7 protein-coding genes are annotated in these 6,721 nt (G+C 67.8%); 5 read left to right on the forward strand and 2 right to left on the reverse strand.

What is annotated here, in order from left to right; genetic code table 11:
- Positions 1–368 (forward strand): ankyrin repeat domain-containing protein (locus VD972_RS15055; protein WP_324987265.1); only part of this gene is annotated, 368 nt, incomplete at its 5' end.
- A 146-nt stretch (positions 369–514) separates the two neighbouring features.
- A complete protein-coding gene (locus VD972_RS15060; RefSeq protein ID WP_324987268.1) occupies positions 515–1,129 on the forward strand; it encodes a hypothetical protein in 615 nt (204 codons plus the stop codon).
- Positions 1,130–1,151: 22 nt separating this feature from the next.
- On the opposite strand, the gene VD972_RS15065 is transcribed toward VD972_RS15060, so the two are convergent.
- A complete protein-coding gene (locus tag VD972_RS15065; protein WP_324987270.1) occupies positions 1,152–3,314 on the reverse strand; it encodes a (Fe-S)-binding protein in 2,163 nt (720 codons plus the stop codon).
- Between the two features lie 219 nt (positions 3,315–3,533).
- On the opposite strand from VD972_RS15065, the gene VD972_RS15070 reads away from it, so the two are divergent.
- Both VD972_RS15070 and VD972_RS15075 read left to right on the forward strand, forming a co-directional pair.
- On the forward strand, positions 3,534–4,907 hold the full coding sequence (locus tag VD972_RS15070; protein ID WP_324987273.1) for a hypothetical protein: 1,374 nt from the start codon (positions 3,534–3,536) through the stop codon (positions 4,905–4,907).
- A 286-nt stretch (positions 4,908–5,193) separates the two neighbouring features.
- Positions 5,194–5,355: a hypothetical protein gene (locus tag VD972_RS15075; protein ID WP_324987275.1), complete on the forward strand. Its 162-nt coding sequence runs from the start codon at positions 5,194–5,196 to the stop codon at positions 5,353–5,355.
- A gap of 103 nt (positions 5,356–5,458) precedes the next feature.
- Here VD972_RS15075 and VD972_RS15080 read toward each other — a convergent pair whose 3' ends face one another.
- A complete protein-coding gene (locus VD972_RS15080; RefSeq protein ID WP_324987278.1) occupies positions 5,459–5,824 on the reverse strand; it encodes a VOC family protein in 366 nt (121 codons plus the stop codon).
- 214 nt (positions 5,825–6,038) lie between these two features.
- Between VD972_RS15080 and VD972_RS15085 the strand changes: the two genes are divergently transcribed.
- Positions 6,039–6,721, forward strand: a 683-nt coding sequence (locus tag VD972_RS15085) for a vWA domain-containing protein (protein WP_324987279.1), incomplete at its 3' end; no start/stop codon positions are given.

Here is a 6,721-nt window from a genome sequence, read left to right on the forward strand (position 1 = left end):
TGGTGGCCGCCGAGGCCGGACACGAGAGGATCGTCCGCTCGCTGCTGGCCGGTGGGGCCGAGCCGATGCTCACGGACGACATGGGTGAGACGGCGCTGCTGATCGCCGCCGCTCATGGCCACCCGGCAGTGTGCAAGCTGCTGATGCCCCACGCGCGCGAGGATGAGCGCGACCTGGCCCAGCAGCTCCTGCGGGGCTCCGGGAACCTCATGGAGGTGCCGCCGGGACCTCCGGATGAGGGGCCCAAGCCGAGCGACACGCGCCGCAAGCTCGCCGAGGCGGGCGCGTACGTATCCAGCAAGCTTGGGGACGAGGGCCCGACCAAGCGACTGGCCCGGCTGCTGCGCTCGGAGAAGAGCCGCAAGTAGAGCGGATCCACGCCGGCCTCACGGCTGCGCCCGCGCGCGATATGTCCACCCCCGTCGCGCGTTCTCCTCTTGCTGGGGGCAGGCAGACTCCGACCTTGCGGAGCTCAAAGGCAGGCCCCTGAACCGGAGCTCTGGGAGGAGCCGCCATGAAGTCCTGTGTCGTCCGTTGGAGCCTGAGCCTGGGCGTGGTGATGGTGCTGAGCGGCTGTGCTGCGGCGCGTCATCGGGAGGCGCTCTATGATCAGGCGAACCGGCACGTGTATGCGCAGCCCATCGAGAAGGTCTGGCCTCAGGTGGTGAAGCTCGTGGCGGCCGAGGGCTACCCGCCTCGGAATGGGAATGACGAGTTCATCCTCGTCACCGAGTGGCGCAACGACATGATGGAGTCCCGCGTGGTCAGCTCCGCCTCGAGGCTCTATGCCGAGGGCTATCGCGTCGACAGCAACACCAGCCTGGTGCGCGTCTTCCGGCAGACGATCTTCACCGGAAACAAGGGGATGATGAACGCGAGAGAGAACTCCCTCACCAGCAGCATGACGGTGGCGGCCGCGGGGGACATCAATCCGTTCGCCGAGGATCCCATCAAGATGAACCAGTTCCTGGGCACCTCCGCGGACCACACGCCGCTCACCCGTGCACCGGCGCAGCTGACCCGCAGCTTCAGCCGGGACGGAGAGCTGGAGTGGAAGCTGCTCCAGTTCGTGGATGGCCAGGCGGCGCAGGCCATTGAGGCCCACATCACCCAGCAGGAGAACAAGTAGCCCCGGCGTGAGCCCGAGCGGGCTACTCGGGCTTGGCGTGCACCGTCGGGCCCGGCGTCACCGTGGCCGCGCCCCCGGACTTTGTCTCCAGGGCGTCGGCCACCAGCTCGGCGATGTCCTTGACCTGGATGTTCTCCTCGCGGCCGGTGTCGTTCACCGCGTCGCGCAGCATCGTCGAGCAGAACGGGCACGCCACCGCCACCACGCCCGTGCCGCCCTTCTCCTTGTAGTCGCCCACCAGGCCTGGCTTCTTCTTGTCGGCCGCGTCCGGGAACGGCGTGCTCGCATCCTCCGCGTGCTTCAGCGTCAGCGCCGCCTCGTTCATGCGGTTGTGGTTGATGCGCGTGCCGATGTGCTCCTCCATCCACATCCGCCCGCCGCCCGCGCCACAGCAGAAGCCCTCGCGCTTGTTGCGCTGCATCTCGACGACTTCCAGCCCGGGGATGGCCTTGAGCACCTCGCGCGGCGCCTCGAACACCCCGTTGTGCCGGCCCAGGTAGCACGGGTCGTGGTACGTCAGCTTCGTGTTCATCACCTGCGACAGCTTGATGCGCTTGTCCTTCAGCAGCTCGTTGATGAGCTCTGTGTGGCTGATGACGCGGTACTCGCCGCCGAACTCCGGGTACTCGTTCTTGATCGTGTTGAAGCAGTGCGGGCACTGGGTAATCACGGCCTTCACCCCCAGCCCGTTCCACGCCTCCACGTTCATCTTCGCCATCGTCTGGTACAGGTACTCGTTGCCCATGCGGCGCGCCGTCTCGCCGTTGCACATCTCCTGCTTGGACAGCGTCGCGAAGCTCACCCCCGCCTCGCGGAGGATCTTCACCAGCGAGCGGCTCACCTTCTTCTGCTTGTCGTCGTAGCTGCCCGCGCAGCCCACGAAGAACAGGTACTCGTACGGGCCGCCCCCGTCTCCCCACGTGGGCAGCTTCAGGTCCTCCGCCCACTCGTCACGCCGGTCCTGGCCAATGCCCCACGGGTTGCCCTGCCGCTCGATGCCCTCGAAGACGCGCTGGATCTCCTGCGGGAACTCCGCCTTCACCTGCACCTGGTAGCGGCGCATGTCGATGAGGCGCGGGATGTTCTCGATGAACACCGGACACGCCGTCTCGCACCAGCCGCAGCTCGTGCAGGCCCACACCGTCTCCGCCTTCAGGGCGCTGCCGATGATCTCCGGTAGCGGCTCCTTCGTGCCGCTGGGGCCGTAGCCCTCCTCCACCCACTGCTCGTGGTCCCAGATCCAGTGCTTCAGGTCCTGGTTCACGCCCTTGTGCGTCAGCGGCTTGCCGGTGATGTACGTGGGGCAGTGCGTCTGGCAGCGGCCACACTCGGTGCAGGAGTACAGGTCCAACCCCTGCTTCCACGTCAGATCCTTCACCGTGGCGGTGCCGAACTCCTCCTTCTCCAGGTTGGGCGTGCCCAGCTTGCCGCTGGCCCGGGTGCGCTGGAAGAAGACGTTGGGCAGGCCGGTGATGATGTGGAAGTGCTTGCCCAGGGGCAGGAAGTTCAAAAAGGCGAAGATGATGACCAGGTGGGTCCAGAACCCGACCAGCCCCACCACGTGCGCGCCCGTGGGGCCCAGCGCCTTCATCCCCAGGCCTATCGTGCTCGTGGTCGGCTCCCACCACACGAAGCCGCCGTTCTGCGCCACCATGTGACTGCCGCCGAAGGCGAACTCCGTCACCATCAGCCCGCCGATGAAGCCGAGGATCAGGTAGGCCTCCCAGGAAGGCGTCATCCGGTCCGGCTTCACCTTGGCGCGCAGGAAGGCGAAGTACAGCACGCCCAGCACCGCCAGCGTCGCCACCACATCCTTGACCAGCAGGTAGACGCGGTAGCCGTCGAGCACCCTCGGGTTGCTGGTCCAGAACGAGTTCTCCAGGTTCGTGAGCACCCCCACCGCCGTCTCGCTGAAGCCCATGGTGATCAGCATGAGGCTGCGCAGCTGCAGCACCAGGAACGCCAGGAAGATGAAGACGTGCATCAGCCCGGGCGTGAACTCCTCGGGATCCACCATGCGCTGCTGCCCGAAGCCGAAGCGCAGCAGCTGCTTGATGCGGAAGGGAATGTCGTCCAGCCGGTTCTCCCCCTTCATGCCCAGCAGGACGCCTGTGCGGCCCGCCATGGTCATGACGAAGAAGGAGACGGCAACGACGATGAGCAGGCCTGTGATGATGGGGCTCATAGGGCTCGGGGCGCTCGGTGGCCAGGGCGACGGGTGGCCTTCTTGCCGCAATGCGGCAAAGACAGACCCCAAACCTAACAGGGGTGATTCGCGAATCAAGCGCTCAGGTGCCCCTCACGACTGGGTCGCAACAGAGGCCAGGGCGCGTGCCTGCTCCCGGGCCGGCCGTCGGCACCCCGCCACGGAGGGGCTCGGCCCTCGTGCTAAGCAGCGAGGCCTATGCGTTCCCTGGTCTCTCTCCTGGTGCTCGTGCTCCTGGCGGGCTGTGGCTCGCTGAAGGGGTGTGGCAGCTCGGCCTCCGCCCCCGCGCCCGTTTCGCCCCCTGCTGCCTCGGCTTCGGTTCCGCGCCCCTCCACTCCCGAGCCCCCCGAGGCGCGCTTCGCCCGGAAGTATTTCGTCATCGTCCACTCCTCGCCCACGCCCGGGGAGGGGCAGGAGGTTGTCGAGAAGCTGCGGGCGGCCCGCCTGGGCGCGGAGGTACAGCGGCTGTCCACCACGCCGTTCTCCTCCCTGCGCCCGTGTCTTGAGGTGATGGTGGCTGGGGCCTTCGAGGACAAGGACGTGGCGCTGGCCCTCTCGGGGCGGCTGGATGGCGCGGGCGTGAAGAACTACCTGAAGAACGCGGGAGCGCTTGCGCAGGACTGGGAGCGGCGCGAGGCAAGCTGCCGCGAGCAGGCAGCGGCGCAGGCCGCGGTGGCTGCGCGCACGGGCTCGTCCCCAGATCCTCGCTTCGTGGACCTGCGCGGCACCCGGACCTTTGTCCTCTTGAGCAGCGAGCCCCAGGACACACCGGGCGCGCAGCTGCGCCCCGTGGGAGCGGACTGGGGCTTCTGGATGGCCTCGCTCCCGAAGGATCCCACCGGTGCCTTCAAGCAGGGGAGCACCTTCGACGTGTACGACGAGAAGGGTCTGCTGAAGGCCGGCTGCCGCGTGAAGGGGTTTGCCTCGCTCAACCGTGGCATTCCCCACTTCGGGTACTTCCAGCAGCGGGAAGCTCCGGACAGCCCTGGCTGCGGCAATGCCTGGCCTGCGGCCGAGCTGGAGTGCTCGTTCGTGGGCACACGCGCCATGGAGCAGAACGCCATTGTGTTTGCCCTGCCGGGTGGCGCGCCGGCGCCCCGGTACTTCTCCCTGGGGAGCGACCTGCCCGGGCCCTTGAAGGCCGCTCAGGAAGCGGCCCTGAGAGGCCTGCCCGCGTTCACGAAGATGCGCGCGGAGGGCGAAGAGCATGCCAGGAAGCAGGGCCTGCCCCTGCAGGAGTCCCTGAAGCTGTCTGCCGCCTCGGTGAGAGGACGCCAGGTGGTGGTGGGAGTCGCGCGCTTCCAGACTGGCGAGGGCCACACCCCGTGCGGAGGGCCGGACTTCCAGGCCTCGGTGTCGCGTGTGAGGGCCGTGAGTGATGACGGTCAGGAGACGCCGGTGGGTGAAGGGGTCGACGGTGAGAGCATTGTCGCGGTGCTGGACTTGGAGGGAGACGGGCGCGTGGAGCTGCTCATGCGGGAGACGATGGACGCTCAGCGCATGGCGATCGTGCGCGAGGACGGCGCTCACATAGCGGCCAGCTTCCTGCCCAACTGCGACTGCGGCTGCTGAACCCTGGGCCTGTCGCAGCGGCTCGGTCAAGGGCGCCAAGCATCCAGCATCCGACGCGAGCAGCCGGGCGGGCGTGCGCTGCCCGACGTGCCTGAGGGCCGACTCCCTCAACGGGTTTACACGTCCTGATGACGTGCCCACTTTGGCGGTAAATCGGTCAATGAATGCTGTGGGGGCACCGCATGGGGCGGGTTCCCGTCGACCGAACAGGGGGGGCGCCCGCCGAGGGGCGAGTGGATTCCACCGCCTACCCGGAACGCCGTCGCGGAGCGCCCGGAGGTGCAGCATGCGGCACGACGACACGACGTACCTGGACGACGACAACATGGGCTTCGTCGTCCTCGGAGATGATGGGGAGACTGAGGGTGTCCTCCCTGTGACCGTCACCGCGGGAGGCCGGCAGTGGGCCTACAGTGAAGAGGCCTGGGGCGGCTGGGATCCCGAATAGTGGCGAGTGCCCCCGCGGCTCGCGGCAGCGCGGGGGCTCCCGATGTCGAGCAAGCAGAGCGCTGGTCCTCGGGTCGGAGCTCCCCGTCGAGCTCCCCGAGCCTTCACTCGTACCAGATCTCGATCTCATAGCCGTCCGGATCCGCGACGTAGGCGAACGGATAGCCCGGAGAGAACTCGCCTCGGCGCAGGAGCTTGCCCCCGGCCCGCTCAGCCTCGCTTACGGCGAGCTCGATGTCGGCCGGATCCATGAGGCGGAACCCGAAGTGTGCGATGCCTCCCGAAAGGCCCGCCCCCTGAGGGTCCAGCTCGAAGGCGAGGACGTCATGGCTGCCCGGGCCCAAGGCCTGGATGGTTTGCGCGTCCCGGAAGTACTCGCGAACTCCGAAGAGCTGCTCGTAGAAGCGCAGCGAGCGCTCGGGGTCTCGCACCTTCAAGGCGAGGTGGGTCAGCCCATGCGTCTTGACCATGTTGCCTCCGCGCGAGCCCGAGGGCTCTGGTGAGATCGCCCCAAGCACGAGTACTCTGTCGGGAGGCTCAGAGAAAGCCGTGGCTCAATCGGCAGACCTTGTAACCTCCTGGAATCCTTGAGATGAGGAGGAGTGTGAGACGCGCCGAGCGGTCCTGCCGTCCTCCTCATTAAGGAACACGGCACAATAGTCCTCATCCGGTGAGGGAAACTGCATGAAGCTGACGGCCTGGGCAGTAGAGCGCGACCACGAGCAGGGGAGGGAAGTCTCCCTGCTCGTTACCCTGGAAGCGGATGCGGATGCCCCGCGCGCCCCCGTCGCCGTCAATCTCCTCATTGATCGGTCTGCCTCCATGCGCGGCGCACCGCTCGTCGCCGCCGTCGAGGCTGCCCAGGCCCTCGTCGCCCAAGCCGGACCTCGCGACTACATCGGCCTGCTCGCCTTCGACGGCGTGCCCGAGCAGATCCTCCCCGTGCGCGCCATGGAGCCCGGTGCCAAGGCCGAGCTCGCCGAGAGTCTCTCCTCCCTCGAGACAGGCTCCGGCACTGCCCTCTATGAGGCCGTGGACCTGGGCGCCGCCGCGCTCCGCCGCGTCCTCGTTCCCGGCGCACGGCCCAAGCTGCTCCTGCTCACCGATGGAGAGCCCTCCGTCGGCAAGTCCGCTGTCGTCGACTTCCGCCAGCTCGGCTCCAAGGTCGCCGAGTCCGGGCTCACGCTGCACGCGCTCGGCCTCGGCCGCCACTACATGCCGGAGATCCTCGAGGCGCTCACCAGCGCCTCCGGCAATGGCTTCTCCCACGCCGACGACGCCGAGGCCCTTCCCACCACCGTGGCCGGCATTGTCACCGAGCTGTTCGGTGAGGTCGCCTCCGACGCCCGCATCCACGTGCTGCCCTC

Source organism: Hyalangium sp., from assembly GCF_035629615.1.
In the GTDB taxonomy this organism is placed as follows: domain Bacteria; phylum Myxococcota; class Myxococcia; order Myxococcales; family Myxococcaceae; genus Hyalangium.